This window comes from Ensifer sp. GW101-20A05, assembly GCF_059424735.1.
The window spans coordinates 38,036-54,667 of the sequence record NZ_JBWKZT010000021.1; the positions used below are offsets into that span (position 1 = coordinate 38,036).

A 16,632-nucleotide genomic window follows, 5' to 3' on the forward strand; every position below is an offset into this window, starting at 1 on the left:
TGATTCTAGAGCATCTTTCCGCCTCAAGTGATTCCACTTGAGAGCGGGATGCTCTAGTCGCCGCAGGTCAGTTCCGCATAGTCGATGCGGTTCACATCGACATTCGGCCGGTAGCCCGAGCAGCCTTTGCGCAAGCCCGCCACGACCGAGGTGAAGACCGGCAGGATCATGCCGCCTTCATCGGCGACGATGCGTTGGGCGTCGCGATAGAGCTTATTGCGCTCCGCTTCGTCCGCCGTCTGGCCGGCCTTGACAACGAGCGCATCGAAATCGTCTCGCTTCCAGTGCGTCTCGTTCCATTCGGACTTGCTGTTCAGTGAGAGCGTCAGGGCTTCCGCCGGCGGCCGGGCGCTGGTGTAGGAGATGACCGCCGGCTTCTTCAGCCAGACCGTATCCCAGTATCCTTCGGCCGGTGACGTGATGACATTGACGCGGATGCCGGCTTCCGCGGCCATCTGGGCATAGACCTGCGCCAGCAGCATCATGCCCGGGTAGGAATCCGACGTGTAGAGATCGAAGTCGATACCGTCAGGGTGGCCGGCTTCGGAGAGCAGGGCCTTGGCCTTCTCGACATTCGCCGCCTTTGCCGGCACACCGAGGCCGAGCGGCGACGACAGCGGGATCGGCGTATCTCCGCCAACCTCGCCATAGCCGAGCAGTACGGTATCGAGGATCTTCTGCCGGTCCATCACCAGCCGCAGAGCTTCGCGCACCTTGACGTCGTCGAAGGGCGGCGTGTCGGTCCAGACGGCGAGGTAAAGCGAGGTTGCGCCAGGTGTCGCAACGAGCTCGACCGCGGGATTGTCCTTGAGCGTAATCAGGCTCGGGGGATCCACAGTCAGGGAAAGGTCGACGGTGCCGGAAAGAAGTGCGGAAAGCCGTGAGGTGGATTCGAGGCTGGTGGTGATCTCCAGGCACTCTGCCTTCGGCAGGCCGGTACGCCAATAGTTCGGATTGCGCCGCATCACGCGGACCGCGCCATTGATGGTGAAGGTCTCTTGCAGGAAGGGGCCGGTGCCGTTGCCTTTGGTGCGTAGATCCTCGGACTTGGCGCCATCCGGAACCATCAATGCATATTTGGTTGCGATCAACATCGGCAGTTCGACGACCGGCTCCTTCACCTTGAAGAGCACGGTGTGATCGCCGACCGCCGTGATGCCGTTCGCATCGAGGAAAGCGAGGGTCGAAAAGCCGCCGGGCGAGATCGCCGGATCAAGCAGGCGGCGATAGGAATAGACAACATCCTTGGCATCGAAGTCGGAACCGTCGTGGAACTTTACGCCTTTGCGCAGGTGAAACGTCCATTCTGTGGCATCGGCATTGGACTGCCAGGATTCGGCCAGCACAGGCACGGGCTGCATCGTGTTGCTGCGATCGACAAGCGGTTCGTAGACCGAACGGATGTGGTAGACGCTGTCGGTGCCGATGAGGGCCGCCGGGTCCATCGTCTGTTTCTCGCCGTCGGATTCATAACCGAGCACGCGCACGCAAGCCTGCTGAGCGGATGCGGCGGTTGCGAAAAGCGAACAGCCGGCCATGGCCACGGCAAGCGCCGTGGTTTTCATAAGATCCCGTTTCATTTCGGTTCCCCATTTTTGGATTATTTAGGGAGTATGAAAATGGGGACGGCTGGTTGCAAACGATTAGAATTAACGTCTACATGAGCAAAATTCATGTGGGTTTGAGAGCATGGTCCGCCGCACACTGCCTCCCTTGACGACGCTGCGGGCGTTCGAAGCCGCGGCGCGGCTGGTGAGTTTCAAGGCGGCGGCAGAAGAGTTGCGCGTCACGCAATCGGCAATCAGCCACCAGGTGGCTTCGCTCGAGCGCAATCTCGGCACTCCGTTGTTTCTCAGGCTTCCCGGTCGTGTGGAACTGAGCCGGGACGGAGCGGTCTACTTTCCCGTCGTGCAGGATGCGCTCGACAAGATTGCGCTCGCCACCGACCTCATCCGCCAAACGAACACGCCGGCCTCGCTAACCGTACAGGTCTATGTCACCGTCGCCGTCCGATGGCTGATACCGCGCCTGCAGACCTTCAAGGAGGCCTCGCCCGAGATTGCCGTCAATCTCGACGCAAGCCTACTCGATTGGGAGTTCAACCCCGACCGCGCCGATATCGGCTTCATCTACACGCGGGCGCCGAACCGCGCGAACCTTGCATACACTCTGCTTCGCCGCGAACGCCTCGTCGGCGTCTGCTCACCGGCCATCGCCAAGGTCATCAAGTCGCCCGAAGACCTCAGGCATTTCTCGTTTCTGTCGGTCAGTGGGACAGCGGAGGATGCCGCAACCTGGGCGGCCAGCGTGGGAGCGACCGGCCTCTCCCAAAAATCCTCGCCGCTTTTCGATAGCAATCTGCTCGCGATAGAGGCGGCCGCCAATGGACAAGGTGTGGTGGTCGTGCCGCAGTTTTTGGTCGAGGGAGACATTGCCAACGGCACGCTCGTTGCCCCGCTGATCTCGGATGTCATGCAACCGGGCGGATGGTATCTCGTGCACCTGGAGCGGCGCGCGAGCGAGAAGGCGATCCGCAAGTTCCTGCAGTGGATCCAAAGCCAAGTCTGACGGTGACGCGGGGGCAAGAGGCTCGCAACCGTCACGCTACAGGCTGGGCGTTTCCCGGTGGCTTGCGATCCAACAGCTATGAAGCGGAAAGCGTTTTTTCCGATATGGTCCATGCTCGCTCTCACGCGCACCTCGACACTCTCGTCAGCGCGCCACTAATCTTGGCCGGTCGGTAGGCCTTTGAAATGCCTGACCTTCTCGTCAAGCTGCACCCACTTGTGCTTCGACTGTTCGAACACTGACAGGGCCGGTGGCGCGAAGATCGGGTCGGCAAATGAGCCGACGGCCACCCCGATCCAGGACGGTGCGGCCTCGGCCTTCCAAAAGACGGTAGAACCGCATGTTGGGCAAAAATGCATTCGTACCTTGCGCCCGCTGTCAGCAGTGCGAACGAATTCCGTAGACGCTCCGGAAATCTCGATGCAGTCGACAGAGTAAAACGCGTTGGCGCTGAATGGCGCGCCAGTTCTTCGTTGGCAAGCCAAGCAGTGACACAGCGCGGTCAATTGCGGCGGTTCGCCAAACGTCAGTCTAAGAGCGCCACAGGTGCATTGGGCAGTGGCCATGGAAAGTCCTTCCGCTTGCGTGGTGAAAATACGTTGGATTGAGGGGGGCGCAGTTCCAAGCCGCAGATCCTTGCGGCCGAGAATGCGGAGGGGCGAGGCCCGATACTATATCAGGCGTGCCAAAGTGACGAAGTAGTGCGCGACATTCCAAGGTCCAGGGGGCAACCATACGAGGGACGTATGGACGATACCCTTCGGTTATCTGCGCATGGATGGCGAACCGTTCACCACCACTCAAGTGACCGTAGGTTCCCAGAGCTCAGCCGGATCGTGAAGGCGCGCGCAAGCAGGCGCGCGCTTGCAACTCGAACGTCGATCCCTAATGCGATGGTTGTGCTGACGCAACGCGCACCGGCGCGCCCGCTATCGGTTCCAGCCACCCAACCTGTCGTGAAGCACTGCTATGTCTTCGCGCAGGAAAGGAGGGCGATCCCTGTCGATCTGCTCCTGGTAGGTTCGGGCATATTCGTGACCCGAATAGACGGCGGCGGCGATCAGGCCGGGCGCCAAACAGTCGCCTAGCCGGACAACAGTCTTGATCCCCGCATCTGCCCATTCCGCTTCCCGTGCTTTCAGGTCATGCCACAAGGTTTCATCGGGCAGCCGCGCCGTGACCGGGACGAGTGTGGCGCAGTCGATTTGCCGCGTCTTTCCGCTATAGACGCAGGAAACCTCAAGCCGGTCCTTCGTGCGCCCGGCAAGCGCCATGGCAGGAATGATATCCACGCCGAGTTCGATGAGACGTCTTTGCACCCGTCCCTGTTCCAGCGTGTTCTTGCTCCACGGCGCAACCTGGGCTTCGGGCGTCACGAAGGTCACGGCCCGGCCAGCCCTGGCCAGCATTTCAGCAAGCACGCTGCCCATATAGAAGCAATCGTCATCGAAGATTACGACCGGACCGTCGACGGACACGGCCGCGGTGCCGTCGACAAGAAGGGCGTCGGGCGAAACGAGGGCGCCTTCCGAAAGGAATTCCAGGGGCAAGCGGTGGGTGCGGCCGACGCCGTCGCATCGCCAGTTCGCGCCGGTGGCAATCGCCACATGAGGCATGCCGTATTGCAGAACGTCTTCGGCGCTCAGCGGGCTGTGCAGGTAGAGTTGGGCATTCACCTGCGTGCTCAGCTGGCCGACGCGCCAGTCGCGCACGCGCCCCCAGGTCGAAAGCCCTGGCAAACGGCATTCGCGCGCGACCCGTCCGCCCCATTCTCCGCCCGCCTCGGCGAGTACGACGTCGACGCCGCGTTGGGCAAGAGCACGCGACGCCTCAAGACCCGCCGGGCCGCCACCGATGATGAGCGCCGGCTCAGGCGCCGGTGAGGATGCGATAATCTCCGGGTGCCAGCCCTTGCGCCATTCTTCGCCGATTGTCGGATTCTGCGTACAGCGCATCGGCACGTTGGTATTGTCGCCGGAAGTGCAGATGTTGCAGCCGATACATTCGCGGATGTCGTCGATGCGTCCCTCCTCGATTTTTTTCGGCAGGTAGGGATCGGCGATCGACGGGCGTGCCGCGCCGATGAAGTCGAGAATACCCTGGCGGATCACCCGCACCATGCTGTCCGGTGAGGTATAGCGCCCAACGCCGACCACCGGCTTGGTCGTGACGGATTTGACGAAGCGGATATAGGGCTCCTGGTAGCCTTCCTCGGAAAAGCGGGCCGTCTGGCTGTCGTTGGACCAGTCGGATAGGTTGACGTCCCATAGGTCGGGAAGATCGGCGAGCGCCGAGATGATGTCCTTGCCTTCTCCTTCGCTGGTAATACCGGATGGGCCCATCAGTTCGTCGACTGCGAGGCGCACGGCGAGTGCGCAGGTATCGCCGATCGCCTCGCGGCTATCCTCCAGAATCTCCCGGAAAAGCCGCAGCCGGTTTTCGAAGGAGCCGCCATATTCGTCGCTGCGATCATTGTGGCGGCGCGAAAGGAAGTGCTGCAGCACGCTCATGTCGTGGCCGGCATAGACATAGATGATGTCGAAACCGGCCCTCTTGGCACGCAACGCGGCATTGCGATACCAGCGGCGCATGTCGGCGATGTCGGCCTTGTCCATCGCACGCGCCTGGACGGGGTCGAGGCTGTCGCTGATGGCATGCGACGGGGCAAGCGGGATCATCCGGCTGAAGCGGTTGGCGACATGCAGGCCATTATGCACGAGCTGGATGGCCGCCAGGCTGCCATGGTGATGGATGCGCTCGGTGACGGCCGAGAGCGCGGGCAGGTCGCCTTCGTCCCAAAGACGCGCTTCGTTGGCCGGCGTCAGGTCCGAGGTTGGATGGATTTCCGCTTCCTGGGTGGAGACGACCGCCCAGCCACCTTCGGCTTTCATGCCGCGCAGGTGGGCCTCTGCGTTGGGATAACGGTACCCCATGCCGGAACAGTGCGGCACTTGATAGAAGCGGTTACGCGCCGTGACCGGGCCGATCTTGACGGGTTCGAAGAGAATATCGAAGCGGGGGTCTCGGGACATCGCTACTACCACGATTAGGATTTCGATTGAGGCGGCCGGGGCCGCCGAAGCCCAGAATAGCCGGGCGCGGCCGCGTCGCAAGACCATTGCTATACGATTGTATAGTTTCTTCCATGGGAAATTGTTTTGATGTCATTGCGCTGCGTCATCATCTTTTCCGCCGCTTTGAAAAAGGGTGCGCTCGACGAGGCCGGCTACGCCCGCGTGATCGAGAGCACGACCCGCCTCAACACGCCCGGACCGGATCTCGCGCGTCTTGCCGATGTCCACGCCATGGCCGATGTGACGGGCTTTGGCCCTGCCGGTCACGCTCTCGAAATGGCGCGCGGCTCGGGCTGTCAGCTGCGGATCGACTGGTCCGCTGTGCCCTTGCTGGAGGGAGCCCGCGACCTCGCCGGTGCGGGCTTCATCACGGGTGCCGCGGGCCGCAATTGGGCGTGTTACGGGCAGGAGGTCGTCTTTTCTCGCGAGATGGGAACGATCGACAAGGCGCTGCTATGCGATCCGCAGACAAGCGGCGGTCTGCTCGTCGCCTGCTCGCGATCGTCCGCGCCGGAAGTGCTCGCCGTCTTCCGCAAGCATGGCTTTGAGGCGGCCGTAATCGGGGAGGTCGTGACGGGGACTGCGGAGTTGGTGGTCGCGCAGCGCGCGTTGTTGACCGCGCATGCGGGCGGGACGCCTTCAGGCCACTTCGAGCTGAGAGTCTTTCGCCCCTTCAGCGATCGACGGCGATTCCCATTGCATGTGGGAAGCGTTGAGCCGGCGCGCCACGATATCGTGGTTGAGCCACTGGATGGGACCGGACGGTTCTGACGACGCGCCGAAGATGAGTTGCCCCGTCGCCTCCACCACCAGAGCACTCAGGTGGTCGCTGATCATGACCTTGCCGTCGCGGTGCATCTGCGTGATTTCGTTGGACGTGCCGATTGTCAGATCGGACTGCGCTTGGCTGTTCGCCATGGGCCACGCCGAGAAGTCGTAAAACGGACGCATGACTTCATTGGCCTGCATGTCGGTAATTTTCTGGAACACATCCTTCATCGTGAGGCCGTCGGCCAGAAGCTGCTGGCAGGCCTGCCACTGGTACTCTGCCCATTGGCCGCCGTTCTCTTTCTTCAACGCAAGCAGAAGCGGTATCAGTGGGAGCTCGATGCCGGTGAAGACGTCGGACGAATTGGTCCGGATTTCGGGGCAGTTATAGACGGTCGCCTTGATACCCGCGGTCCAGGCATCCTGCGCGATGCCTTCGAGCCGCATCTTGGCGTAGCCTTGCGTGTAGTTGGTGTAGGTCTGCCAACGGTAGCTGCCGTCAATCAGGACGGCCGTTCCATGGTAACCATAGGCCGTATAGCGAACCTGACCGCCCGATGCCTCGATGCGCTCCCGGATCGCCGTGCTGTAGTCGATGAGATGTCGGAACGTGATTGCGGAGACTTCGTCGAAATTCTGCAGGATGAGCTTGCCCATATCGCTGTCGAGCAGGGCTTGCGACGACATGTGGCGGGCACCACGACCCTTGTAGATTCGATTGGCAATAACCAGGAAGACCTTCGCCTTCGGGATGCCCCCGGCCATTGTATGGGCGAAAAAGACGTTGCGGCCGTCGGCGATCATTCCGTCGAGAGCGGCCATGACCTCCTTGAGCGCATTCGTGAACCGCGCGGTGGCGATGTCCCGGCACTGTTTGATGTAGTCCCAGTCGAGCTTGTCGTCCTGCCAGCTCTCCAGCGTCATGTCCGCGAGAAGATCGGTCGCAGTTGGGCCGCCGGCCGGAGCGTCGAGATCGAAGCCCGCCATCAGAGGGATGTTGATGATCTTGCCGCCCAGCCGCTCTTCGGCGGCGGCGAGTTCCTCGGCGTCCAGAGGCCGCAGCGCGTTGTTCTCATCGCGCCGTCCGACCGTGATCCCCACGATTTCCATACCAGCCCGCCGGGCTTCGTCGAGCAGGCCAGTCGCGTATCCGCGACCGAACAGTTCGCCGAAGAGGACGAAAACATCTCCTTTGCGAAAGACGCTGTTTTCGGCAAGACGGTTCAATGCGATCGGGTTTTCCATACTGTCAGCTCTTTGGTCCGTTAGTCGTCGAGGGGTGACTCGGACGAACTTTGAGCGTCACATGACCACATTGGTCTAGAATAGGAAGTCATATTGCGTGACCGTTCATTTCAAAACGTGAACTCGCTTAATGGAGGCGGGCACCAGAAAAGCGGGTCAAGACCCCTCGGATTGACCACACGAGAGAGGGAACTCACGGTCGCGCCGGCGCGATTCGGGATGCGATCTGTTGCGGCTCAGCGCGTGTGGCGCGACGATATTAGCGTATCGATTAGGTGCCTTGTTGGGTCTCATGACCGCAGCGCGGAATGTACCGAGCCCGAGGGCAGTAGGACTCATCAGCCATCCGATGGACGAAGCGATTTCATCAGAAGCACCCAATTTTCCGTATCGCCCTTCCAGCCTTCCCGGACACAGGCGAGCGTTGCCACTCGCTCGTAGCCGCTGCGCTCGTACAGTCGTCTGGCACCCACATTGTTGTCGGCGACGATGACGCTCATCCGACGGAGCGCCTGATCCCGCGCTATGTCTTCTGCCAGACCGAGCAGGCGTGAGCCAAGCCCTTGCCCTCGGTACTCGGGATAGCAGGCCAGTACATTGACATACCAGCTGTCGAGTGCCTTGTTTTCCAGTTCTTGCAGCGGCCGGAACAGGGCGGGGAAATCATCGGCAATTGGGTCGGGCTCCGATCCAATCGGGTAACCAGTCAGGCTTGCTACGGCGCCATCCCCGAAATCCACAACCACAATCTGGCCTTCGCGCACCCTTTGCATTTGTCGGGCGCGACCAACGTCCCATGGATCTTGCCCGTCCTTTGCAAGCCCCTCCCAGATGTACAGGGGCAAACCCTCGCCCGCGAAGTTGACGAGATCGGCCAACGCCTTCGCATCTGCCTCGCTTGCAACTCGTAGCGGTGGTTCGAGCCGGATCATCTGGATCCTCCGGAAAGCTTGTGGGCGGACGGCTATCATATGAGGTTTTTCTGATGACGTGGAGGTCATTCTGACGGCGGCGTGATTGACCTCGCCGTCGATTGAGCGGTCATTCGGTCGTAAGAACTGCCGCGCATGATCCACCCGGTTGCCAAAAAACCATAATTGCTTCACCTAGATTGGCATCGACACTCGGCATTAAGAATTGGATCAACGCTGAATGCGCATATCATACGTCTTCCTTGGTGCATTTCTTGCAATCGTACAGTCCGCCTATGCTGAAGTCGCCCCACCGCCTGTTTTGGAGCCACTGAAGCAACAGGCACAAGCGGCGCAGTTGAGTGCAAAATTTCTCTCGCGTTTCAGCTACAAGCCGGTTCAACTCGACGACGCCTTGTCCGCCAAGATCATGGATCGGTTCATCAAATCCCTCGATCCGGATCGCGTACTTTTCCTGCAGGCGGATATCGACGGGTTCATGTCCGACCGCAGCGAGATCGACGATGCCATCCGGCGGAAGAATTTGAAGATCCCGTTTGAAATCTTCAACGTGTACGGTAAGCGCGTTGTCGACCGCATGAGCTACGCGCGCGACTTGCTCAAGCAGGACTTCGATTTCAGCGAGCAGGAAAGCTATCCCGTACTGCGCGAAAACGCGCCTTGGCCGCAGTCGGAAGCCGAGAGCAATGACCTTTGGCGCAAGCGCGTAAAAAGCGACTGGTTGCGGCTGAGACTGGGCGGCAAGACCGACGCGGCCATTCGCGAAACGCTCGCCAAGCGGTACACAAACGCTCTCGATCGCGCTTACAAGTACAAGAGCGATGACGTTTTCCAGTCGTTCATGAACGCCTACACGACGTCGGTCGACCCGCACACGGACTACTTCGGCGCGACCGCTTCGGCCGATTTCAACATCGCCATGAAGCTTTCCCTGGTTGGTATCGGTGCCGTGCTGCAGGAACGCGACGACTACACGACGATCCGTGAGCTCGTGCCCGGCGGGCCGGCGCAGCTTTCCGGCAAGCTTGCGGTCGGAGACCGCATTACCGGTGTTGGCCAGGGCAAGGACGGGGCGATAAAGGAAGTGGTTGGCACCCGGCTGGATGAAGTCGTGCAACTGATACGCGGGAAAAAAGGCTCCGTCGTGCGCTTGGACATCCTGCCGGCAGATGCCGGAGCAGATGCCACGCATCGCGTCGTCACCCTGGTGCGCGATAAAATCAGCCTTGAAAAGCAGGCTGCGCAGAAGACCGTGCTCACTGTGAAAGCGGGCGACGCCACGCGCAAGATCGGGGTGATTACGCTGCCGGCGTTCTACGAGGATTTTGAAGCCCGGCGCAAAGGCGACAAGGACTATAGAAGCGCGAGCCGCGATGTCCGAAAGCTCCTCGACGAACTCAAGCGGGAAAAAGTCGACAGCGTTCTCATTGACGTCCGCAACAACGGCGGCGGTTCACTGGACGAGGCGATTGATTTGACCGGCCTGTTCATCGGCAATGGTCCGGTCGTCCAGCAACGCGGTAGCGATGGTAAGGTCGACGTAAGAAGCGCTGATTTTCCAGCGCCTGCGTGGACAGGCCCCGTGGGTGTCCTGATCAATCGCGGCTCGGCGTCGGCCTCGGAGATTTTTGCCGCGGCAATCCAGGACTACGGTCGAGGCGTGATCATTGGCGAACCCAGTTTCGGCAAGGGCACCGTTCAAGCCGTCGTCAATCTTGACGAGATGGTCCGCAACAGCAAACCCGAATTCGGGGAGCTGAAAGTGACGATTGCCCAGTTTTTCCGGATCGACGGCGGCACGACGCAACTGCGCGGCGTGACCCCTGATATCAGCCTGCCGGCACTTTCCGACCCGACAACCTTCGGCGAGACCAGCTATGACAACGCCCTGCCGTGGGCGCAGATCAAGCCCGCGAAGTATGCGCCCGCCGACACTGTGACGACGTTGTTGCCGAAACTGCAAAGCCGCCATGATGCGCGGGTTGAGAGCGATCCGGACTTCCAACGCCTGTTGAAAGACATTGCGGAGGTGAAAGCGCAGCGCGAGAAAGGGGTAGTCTCCCTCAATGAAGCCGAACGCCGCAAAGAACTGACTGCCCGAGAAAATCGACGGAAGTCTCGCGCGCAAGCAGGCGATGGCGACGATACTGGCGGAGATGATGGTCTCAATGCAAACGAGCGGAGCCTGAGTGCTGACATTGCCATCGAGAATGCCCGCAAGAACGCAAAGGACGTCTTGCTGAACGAGGCGGCCGCCATTCTTGCCGATGAAGCCGTTTGCAGGAAGGCGTGCTAGCGGCGGCCACAAAACGATCGGGAAGCACGGGTGGGACTAATCAGACCCGTGTCACCCCAAGCATTACCGCATCAAAGGATATGCTTCCGAACAAGGGCCCATCGTACCTGGTTGGGCCCAAGCTTTGTCCGGCATCCCCACGACCACAGAGCCTATGCATGACACGGGGAGCTCAGGCACAGCTGCCAGAACGATTACTCCGCCGCCGACCGCTGGGGCAGAACCCAGTTCGGGCGCGGGAAATGGCAGGTGTAGCCGTTGGGATAGCGCTCCAAGTAGTCCTGGTGCTCCGGCTCGGCCTCCCAGAAATCTCCCACCGGCTCCACTTCGGTCACGACCTTGCCTGGCCACAGGCCTGATGCTTCCACGTCCGCGATGGTATCTTCGGCAATTCGCTTCTGCTCGTCATCGACGTAATAGATTGCCGACCGATAGGACATGCCGATGTCATTGCCCTGGCGGTTCTTCGTGGTCGGGTCATGGATCTGGAAGAAGACCTCCAGAATTCGCCTATAGCTGATCCTCTCCGGATCGAAGAGGATTTCGATGCCCTCGGCATGGGTTCCGTGATTGCGGTAGGTCGCATTGGGCACGTCGCCGCCAGTGTAGCCCACGCGCGTATCGGTGACGCCGGGAAGCCTGCGGATCAGGTCTTGCATCCCCCAGAAACAGCCACCGGCCAGAACAGCTCTCTTGGTCATCCAGAATTCCTCCGGTTGATAAATACGCCCTGGTCTCATCTCCGCTCACGGGGAATGAACCGTCGGCGACGGAACTGTAATATAGGAACTCGTTTTGCTCAGATCAGGAGGTCTTCGGGGCGAATTCCGAGCTGAGGCTCTGGAAGTTGGGACAGACTATTTCCGGGTCGCTTAAAAGCGTTAAGCGTCGGGCACGATGCCTCCGGGGCTGTCGCGGCGGAATGCTACAACGCTCCGGGCTTGAGCGGCTCTGCAAGCCGCGTCAGCAGCGTTACCACTTCGGCCTGCAGGTCCAGGCAGATTTGCTGATGTTCGGATACCTGCTTCTCGCGGCGCGGAAATTCCCGCAACAGATTGTCGAGGGTCATCGACTCGCGCGCATAGGCCTCGTAAAGGTCATAGAGCTGTTGGTTCTTTGTCATGCGCAGGAGTTCGCGATGCCGTGGAAGCACCAGCGCAAGGCGAGCCCGGCCGAGTTGCACTAAACCCATATCGTCTTTTACCCTCTGCTCTAACCTGTGATCTGTACGATCCAGGTTCTCTCGTGCGGTCCGGCGTCTGAACGCACCGGTGGAACGAGAAACGCTGCAAGACGAGGACGGTTCCCGGCGATGTGCAGGCGGAGCCGGAGTGCGAGGGAGAGAGAGTTGAGATTGGTAAAGCCGGTGACGCTCGTCAAGTCTGGCCGCTGCGGGCATCCACGGGCAGGCTGAGCGCGGTACCATCGACGCGACTTAGGACGAAATTGTCAAAGTTGGCGATTGAGGCGCAGGAGTGGTTGGGGAACACACGCACGCGGCTGCCGAGCGGCAAGGGACGTCCCGAGAAGGGAACGAAACCATGCTCTTCGGACAGTCGTTCGAGTGTCCACATACCGGTTTCGCCGTCGCCTTCGGCGCTGACGACAGTGCCGAAGCCTGCACCACCCATGCCATGCGCGCCGCGATCGGAGCTCATGGACTTCGAGCCGGCGTCAATGACGAAGTGCGTGTCGTTGGAGGCAACGACGCGGGCGACCACGCAAAGCGCGAGGTCGTCGGCAGAGCAGATACCAAGCCGGAGCGCGGTGCCGTCCAGAAAGACGTAATTGCCAGGCCGGATACAGTCGACCTCCTGGGGCAGCGGCGCGCCCTGGCAAGTCGGCGTCGCGCCGACGGAAATGCAGTCGACCGCGATTCCGCGTTGCCGAATCCGGTCGGCGAGACTGGCGAGGTCTGTCGCCTCATCGCGGGCGATTTTGTTGAGGGCGTGCGGTTGGGAAGCCGCGTAGGCATGTCCGGCGTGCGAAAGCAGGCCGGCAAAACGCAGGCCGTCGGTGGCGGCGATCCTTGCGCACAAATCGAGCGCTGCAGGACCATTGGGTTTGAGGCCGACGCGACCCAGGCCAACGTCGACCTTGAGGAACACGCCGATCTCGACGCCGTGTCGGTTGGCGGCTTCCGACAGCGCATCGACACCCGTTTCGCTCGCCGCAATCGTACGCAGCTCGGCGCCCCGTGCCTTTACCACAGGCAGCAGGCGATCGAGTGACGCGGCGCGGACGATGGGATAGGCGAGGATGATCGACGGAATCCCGGCTTCGGCGAAGATCAGTGCCTCGCTGGGCTTGGATGCGGTTATGCCGCGGGCGCCTGCCTCGAGCTGCTGTCGTGCGATGTAGAGGCTCTTGTGCGTCTTCACATGCGGAAACATCGTGACGCCGGCCGCGTCGGCGCGCTGCTGCATGCCCTTGATGTTGCGCGTAAGCCGTCTCTCGTCGACTTCGATATAGGGCGTCGGTTGCTCGGCAGCCGTTGGACGCAGGAAGCCCTCGGCCTTCACCTCGTTTGCGCCGTTGTCGATGTCTGCCGACGCCATGCCGGCCGCGCTCGCAGCCGATTGCGTCACTTCGGAAGTGCTCATGTTGGGTTACTCTGATCTGGAACGGGAAATTGCGGCCGTTGTCAGCCGGTTGCGACCTGCCGCACGTAATGGGTCGATGAGATCTGCCGCATCGGCAGTTCGCGCGGCACGAAGTCCGGCGCACGCACCGCACTCGGGATTTCGTCGGACATCGGCTGGCGTCCTTCCGGGCGGCGTGTCGGGTCAGCGATCGGAACGGTCGATAGCAGCTTGCGGGTATAGGGGTGCTGCGGGTTGCCAAATACCGAGCGGCGATCGCCGATCTCGACGATCTCGCCGAGATACATGACGGCGACGCGGTGGGCGATGCGTTCGACCACGGCCATATCGTGGCTGATAAACAGCAGGGCGATCTGCATTTCGCGCTGCAGGTCCATGAGAAGGTTGATGACCTGCGCCTGGATCGTCACGTCGAGCGAGGCGACGGCCTCGTCGGCGACAATGAGACGCGGGTTGAGCGCGAGCGCGCGGGCGATACAGATGCGCTGGCGCTGGCCGCCGGAAAACGCATGCGGATAGCGCTCTAGGTGCTCGGGCGAAAGCTCGACCTTAGCCAGAAGCTCGGCGGCGCGGGCGCGCATGACCTCCGTCGAGCCCAGCTTGTGAACCCGCATCGGATCCATCAGCGACTGCTCGATCGTCATGCGCGGGTTGAGCGAGGAGAAAGGATCCTGGAAGACCATCTGGGCTTCGCGGCGAAATCTCGCGAGGACGGGGCGCGGCGCGCCGATCAGCTCGGTTCCATCGAAGCGGATAGAGCCCGACCGTGGTCGATCGAGCTGCATGATCGAGCGGGCAACCGTCGACTTGCCGCAACCGGATTCGCCGACCAGCGCCAGGGTTTCGCCCGGAAAGATATCGAAGGTGACGTTCTCCACCGCATGCACCCGGCCGGAGACGTGGCCGAACAGCCCCGCCTTCAAGTCGAAGCGCGTGACCAGGTTGCGCACCGAGACGAGAGGGCGCCGGGCGTCCGTCATTTGCGCAGACGCGTTCATTCTGTCGCCTCCGCGAGTTGCTGCTCCGGTTCAAACACCAGCAGCGGGAATTTTTCCGGCGCATCCTTGTCGGCCATGCTGCCGAGGCGTGGCACGGCGGAAATCAGGGCGCGTGTATAGGCATGCTTCGGTTTGGCGAAAATATCGTAGACCGAGCCGGTTTCGACGATTTCGCCCTTGAGCATGACGCAGACGCGGTCGGCGACTTCGGCGACGACGCCCATGTCGTGGGTGATGAACAGCACTGACATACCGATTTCGCGCTGCAGGGCACGAACGAGATCGAGGATCTGCGCCTGAATGGTCACGTCGAGCGCGGTCGTCGGCTCGTCGAGGATCATCAGCGATGGGCGGCAGGCAAGGGCAATCGCGATCATGACGCGCTGGCGCATGCCGCCGGAAAGCTGGTGCGGATATTGGTCGAGCCGGCGCTCCGCATCGGGCACGCGGACCAGTTTGAGGGTGTTGAGCGCGACCTGGCGCGCTTCCTCCGGCGTCTTGCCCTGGTGATGGATCACCGCCTCGGCGATCTGGTCGCCGACGGTGAAGACCGGGTTTAGGCTCGACATCGGATCCTGGAACACGATCGAGATGTCCGCGCCGCGAAGAGCTTCGACGCGCTTTTCCGAGAGTTTGGCGAGGTCGGCGACCGTGCCGTCCTTCAATCGCATCAGCACTCGCCCGCCGGTGATGGTCGCACCGTCATACTCGGTCAGCCGCATGATCGTCATGGCCGTGACCGATTTTCCGGACCCGGATTCGCCGACCAGCGCGACGGTCTCGCCGCGCGCTATGCGAAAGGAGACGCCGCGTACCGCGCGCAGCTCGGCGCGGGTGTGGGCGGCGAAACAGACTTCAAGGTCTTCCACAGAAAGGATGACATCCTCGGGCAGCTCAGGTGTTGCGGATTTGGACAGGGGCATCAGCACATGGACCCGATTGCGAGGGGACGTTGCGCCCTCAGGTCTCGCAACGAGGTTGCATCCTGTCAATATGGTTGAATGGCAGGGTCGTCCCGGTGAGGCCGGACCGCGCTGCACCACGACCTTCCGCCTATGCCACAAAACCGAGTGAAATCAATGTGTCACGAATGTGGCAGGCAAAACTATGCGTTTCGTGCATTGCATCGCCTGTCTTCGCATAGCCGGCGATCCGCTGCCTTTGGGCGCCACGACGCTCTAGGCGGCGTCGATATCGACATCGAAGCCACTTTTGTACTGCGGCAGCGCCGCGCACTGTTTCAGATGCTGCCACAACCCATCGCTGTCAGGACTGCCGGGACCGGCGCGCCTGAAGATCCGGATTTCCATTTCGAGTGACATCTGTGGCCCGCCGATCTGGGCAAGGCGGCCCTGCCGCATCGCTTCCGCCACGCAGATCTGCGGCAGCCAGGCGACACCGCGCCCGGCGACGGCCATGTGCTTCAGGCCGTCGGCGAGACCCGACTGGTAGACGGTGCTGAGATTGAGCGGGCGACGCCAGCGCGACTGGATCAAGGTCGCCAGCTTGCCGATGTAACCGTCGCTCCAGGAATATGCGAGGTAGGGGATTTCCGTGCTTTCGGGCACGTCGATGTCGAACAGCGGGCGGCCATTTTCGTCGGTTCCCGACACCAGGATGAGCCGGTCCTTGCCGATCTGCAGGGATTCGAACGGGCCGCCTTCCAGTACCGGCGGGCCATCGGGATGCACATAGGTGATGGCAAAATCGCACTGGCCCGAGCAAAGGTGATCGATGCTTTCAAGGAAGTCGGCGGCATGCATGCTGGTGCGAAGGGGCAAGCGCGAGATCAGCGGCGAGCCGATCCATTTCGGGAAGAAATACATCGCCAGCGTATGCAGCGAAGTAAACGTCAGCATGGCCGAGCTCTCGCCGGCGACATTGCGACAATCGGTGCGCAGCCGGTAGGCCTCGCGCACGAGGCGTTGGCAGCCCGGCAGGAACATCGTGCCGGCCCGCGTCAATTGCACGGGATAGGTGCTGCGGTCGATGAGATCGGCGCCGATCCAGTTCTCAAGCGATTTGATGCGCCGACTAAAGGCGGGCTGGGAAATGTTGCGTGCAGTCGCCGCCGTCGAGAAATTCCTTGTCGCGGCAATTTCCAGAAAATCTTCAAGCCATTGCAGTTCCATGCTGGCCCTCATGCGT

The 16,632-nt window shown here is 61.4% G+C and carries 10 protein-coding genes and 3 pseudogenes; 3 read left to right on the forward strand and 10 right to left on the reverse strand.

The annotated features are described in order from the left end of the window. Positions 1 to 53: 53 nt before the first annotated feature. Positions 54 to 1,580, reverse strand: a complete 1,527-nt coding sequence (locus AC070A_RS31085; protein WP_057249854.1) for an ABC transporter substrate-binding protein — start codon at positions 1,578 to 1,580, stop codon at positions 54 to 56. 109 nt (positions 1,581 to 1,689) lie between these two features. Between AC070A_RS31085 and AC070A_RS31090 the strand changes: the two genes are divergently transcribed. Continuing rightward, complete coding sequence (locus AC070A_RS31090) at positions 1,690 to 2,568, forward strand: LysR substrate-binding domain-containing protein (protein ID WP_057249853.1); 879 nt, start codon at positions 1,690 to 1,692, stop codon at positions 2,566 to 2,568. Positions 2,569 to 2,723: 155 nt separating this feature from the next. Here AC070A_RS31090 and AC070A_RS31095 read toward each other — a convergent pair whose 3' ends face one another. Both AC070A_RS31095 and AC070A_RS31100 read right to left on the reverse strand, forming a co-directional pair. Then, positions 2,724 to 3,134: a GFA family protein gene (locus tag AC070A_RS31095; protein ID WP_057249852.1), complete on the reverse strand. Its 411-nt coding sequence runs from the start codon at positions 3,132 to 3,134 to the stop codon at positions 2,724 to 2,726. A gap of 363 nt (positions 3,135 to 3,497) precedes the next feature. After that, on the reverse strand, positions 3,498 to 5,600 hold the full coding sequence (locus AC070A_RS31100) for an oxidoreductase (protein ID WP_492384372.1): 2,103 nt from the start codon (positions 5,598 to 5,600) through the stop codon (positions 3,498 to 3,500). A 129-nt stretch (positions 5,601 to 5,729) separates the two neighbouring features. On the opposite strand from AC070A_RS31100, the pseudogene selD reads away from it, so the two are divergent. Next, positions 5,730 to 6,212: pseudogene (gene selD / locus AC070A_RS31105) on the forward strand (selenide, water dikinase SelD); the annotation flags it as partial. A 69-nt stretch (positions 6,213 to 6,281) separates the two neighbouring features. Here selD and AC070A_RS31110 read toward each other — a convergent pair. Beyond that, a complete protein-coding gene (locus tag AC070A_RS31110; protein WP_112994882.1) occupies positions 6,282 to 7,655 on the reverse strand; it encodes an enoyl ACP reductase FabMG family protein in 1,374 nt (457 codons plus the stop codon). Between the two features lie 338 nt (positions 7,656 to 7,993). After that, positions 7,994 to 8,587 carry a GNAT family N-acetyltransferase gene (locus tag AC070A_RS31115; RefSeq protein ID WP_492384371.1) on the reverse strand — a complete coding sequence of 198 codons (594 nt, stop codon included), beginning with the start codon at positions 8,585 to 8,587 and terminating at the stop codon, positions 7,994 to 7,996. Between the two features lie 220 nt (positions 8,588 to 8,807). Between AC070A_RS31115 and AC070A_RS31120 the strand changes: the two are divergent. Beyond that, positions 8,808 to 10,918: pseudogene (locus tag AC070A_RS31120) on the forward strand (carboxy terminal-processing peptidase); the annotation flags it as partial. 159 nt (positions 10,919 to 11,077) lie between these two features. On the opposite strand, the gene msrA reads toward AC070A_RS31120, so the two are convergent. From msrA to AC070A_RS31145, 5 genes and pseudogenes are all read right to left on the reverse strand, one after another. Continuing rightward, positions 11,078 to 11,584, reverse strand: coding sequence for a peptide-methionine (S)-S-oxide reductase MsrA (msrA, locus tag AC070A_RS31125; protein WP_113399291.1), 507 nt, complete (start codon positions 11,582 to 11,584; stop codon positions 11,078 to 11,080). A gap of 224 nt (positions 11,585 to 11,808) precedes the next feature. Next, the gene (locus tag AC070A_RS31130; protein WP_492384370.1) at positions 11,809 to 12,006 is read right to left on the reverse strand and encodes a hypothetical protein; all 198 of its coding nucleotides are present in this window, start codon (positions 12,004 to 12,006) and stop codon (positions 11,809 to 11,811) included. A 253-nt stretch (positions 12,007 to 12,259) separates the two neighbouring features. Beyond that, positions 12,260 to 13,486, reverse strand: coding sequence for an alanine racemase (locus tag AC070A_RS31135; protein ID WP_492384369.1), 1,227 nt, complete (start codon positions 13,484 to 13,486; stop codon positions 12,260 to 12,262). Positions 13,487 to 13,527: 41 nt separating this feature from the next. Then, positions 13,528 to 15,407, reverse strand: a pseudogene (locus tag AC070A_RS31140) (ABC transporter ATP-binding protein). 255 nt (positions 15,408 to 15,662) lie between these two features. Continuing rightward, complete coding sequence (locus AC070A_RS31145) at positions 15,663 to 16,616, reverse strand: LysR family transcriptional regulator (RefSeq protein WP_057249844.1); 954 nt, start codon at positions 16,614 to 16,616, stop codon at positions 15,663 to 15,665. Between the last annotated feature and the right edge of the window lie 16 nt (positions 16,617 to 16,632).

Excerpts from the sequence above, each read along its gene's own strand:
- AC070A_RS31085 (WP_057249854.1), bottom strand. The coding sequence starts at position 1,580 with ATGAAACGGGATCTTATGAAAACCACGGCGCTTGCCGTGGCCATGGCC.
- AC070A_RS31090 (WP_057249853.1), top strand. The coding sequence starts at position 1,690 with ATGGTCCGCCGCACACTGCCTCCCTTGACGACGCTGCGGGCGTTCGAA.
- AC070A_RS31095 (WP_057249852.1), bottom strand. The coding sequence starts at position 3,134 with ATGGCCACTGCCCAATGCACCTGTGGCGCTCTTAGACTGACGTTTGGC.
- AC070A_RS31100 (WP_492384372.1), bottom strand. The coding sequence starts at position 5,600 with ATGTCCCGAGACCCCCGCTTCGATATTCTCTTCGAACCCGTCAAGATC.
- AC070A_RS31110 (WP_112994882.1), bottom strand. The coding sequence starts at position 7,655 with ATGGAAAACCCGATCGCATTGAACCGTCTTGCCGAAAACAGCGTCTTT.
- AC070A_RS31115 (WP_492384371.1), bottom strand. The coding sequence starts at position 8,587 with ATGATCCGGCTCGAACCACCGCTACGAGTTGCAAGCGAGGCAGATGCG.
- msrA (WP_113399291.1), bottom strand. The coding sequence starts at position 11,584 with ATGACCAAGAGAGCTGTTCTGGCCGGTGGCTGTTTCTGGGGGATGCAA.
- AC070A_RS31130 (WP_492384370.1), bottom strand. The coding sequence starts at position 12,006 with ATGACAAAGAACCAACAGCTCTATGACCTTTACGAGGCCTATGCGCGC.
- AC070A_RS31135 (WP_492384369.1), bottom strand. The coding sequence starts at position 13,486 with ATGAGCACTTCCGAAGTGACGCAATCGGCTGCGAGCGCGGCCGGCATG.
- AC070A_RS31145 (WP_057249844.1), bottom strand. The coding sequence starts at position 16,616 with ATGGAACTGCAATGGCTTGAAGATTTTCTGGAAATTGCCGCGACAAGG.